This is a genomic window from Aedoeadaptatus nemausensis (assembly GCF_903819165.1).
In the GTDB taxonomy this organism is placed as follows: Bacteria; Bacillota; Clostridia; order Tissierellales; family Peptoniphilaceae; genus Aedoeadaptatus; species Aedoeadaptatus nemausensis.
Genome location: NZ_CAIJCS010000062.1, coordinates 1 through 1,592 on the forward strand (window position 1 = coordinate 1; position 1,592 = coordinate 1,592).

Below are 1,592 nucleotides of genomic sequence, written 5' to 3' on the forward strand. Positions count from 1 at the left end.
GATGAAGATTCAAATAAATATATAGCACCTGCAAATAATAAGATAATTGGATATGCATCGAATGATGTTAATTCAACAGATGCACCAAAAAGAGGCTCTGCCAATTTAACTGAATCTACTCCTATAGAAAACGGATATAAATTTGTTTGGGATTTTTCAACATCACAAGCAAATGGAAGAATATCTGCTCTTGCACTAACTCATTATAAAGGGGGGAGATATTTTTATGGAGATGCTTATGGTAGGCAGTCTTGCTTAAGGTTAAATTACACCTATACATCCATAGATAATGAAATTTTGAAAGTTTACGTAGGTATGGTAGAAGCTGATGCTCTCCATAATACAATTACTTCTGTTTGGCCATTGGAAAACAAAACATTAGAAATATTAAAAATGCAAGAACCATTAACCAGTATTGGATTAAATGATCCAATCTTTAAAAATGCTCCTCAAAATATAGAAAAGACGACAATCTCTATAGAAGATTTTTATAAAAATATCGGAACGTATGACTGGTATGAATCAGGTTTTTTTGATGGTAAAGATGGCTATTACTATGGCTTCATAAGAAATCTTGAAAACAATTATACTGACTTAAACAGGATAAAGATAAAAAAGGATGATTGTAGCTATACGATAGATCATTGGAAATTAAATAATATTAGACTCTATAGAATTGGATCATACCCATCAAGTTCTAATAGTGCCTATAAAAATGGTTATAGCTTGCTAAAGAATGGATATCTATATGTCCCTGATACTGACTGTAATAAAATCTATAAAATTAATGCTAATAATCCAGTTGATGTTTCAGAAATAGCCGTTGATTTTGAAATGAAATACACATCTGGAGAAAGTACAAGTTTAGGAATTTATGAATGGGGTGACTATATACTTGGATATAAATTTGTGATTGATAGAGACGATAATATAATTCAAACGAGCAATGCAACTTTTTATGACATGATGACTCCATCAATTGAATTAGGGCCGTTTAGGGTTGGATATGGGGCTTTTAGAGGAAATCTCTATAAGAATTTATATTTGCACACTCCGTATCTTGGAACAATTAATAACCTATCAAGTCCAATATTAAAAACAGCAGATAAGACAATGAAAATAACTTATACATTAACTGAGGAGGAATAAAATGAACAAATTCTTTGAAATACTAAAAGTATGTTTTACAGCGATCGGAGGATGGTTGGGATTTTATCTTGGAAGTGTAGATGCTTTTATTTACACACTACTTGCTTTTGTAATAGCCGACTATTTGACGGGTGTTTTAAGAGCGGGCGTAGAAAGAAAGCTATCCTCATCCATAGGATTTAAAGGAATAGCTAAAAAGATTATGATTTTTATAGTTGTAGGAATAGCAAACCTATGTGATGTAAATTTAATTAAAGGTGATGGAACCATGATAAGAACAGCCATCATCTTTTTTTATATAGCAAATGAGGGGCTTTCTATCTTAGAAAACTCTGTAGCTTTAGGTTTGCCAGTACCAGAAAAATTAAAAAGAGTATTAGAACAATTCAAGGAGGAAAAATAAATGAGTAATAGCCCATTAGTACAAGCAACAATTCTCTCAC

General features: G+C 31.5%; 2 protein-coding genes. Both read left to right on the forward strand.

Annotated elements, in window-relative coordinates; genetic code table 11:
* The coding region (locus PEPTYR26121_RS08880) for a hypothetical protein (RefSeq protein WP_180501069.1) at positions 1-1,149 on the forward strand (1,149 nt) is incomplete at its 5' end.
* A gap of 1 nt (position 1,150) precedes the next feature.
* Positions 1,151-1,552 carry a phage holin family protein gene (locus PEPTYR26121_RS08885; RefSeq protein WP_034439180.1) on the forward strand — a complete coding sequence of 134 codons (402 nt, stop codon included), beginning with the start codon at positions 1,151-1,153 and terminating at the stop codon, positions 1,550-1,552.
* Positions 1,553-1,592: the final 40 nt, after the last annotated feature.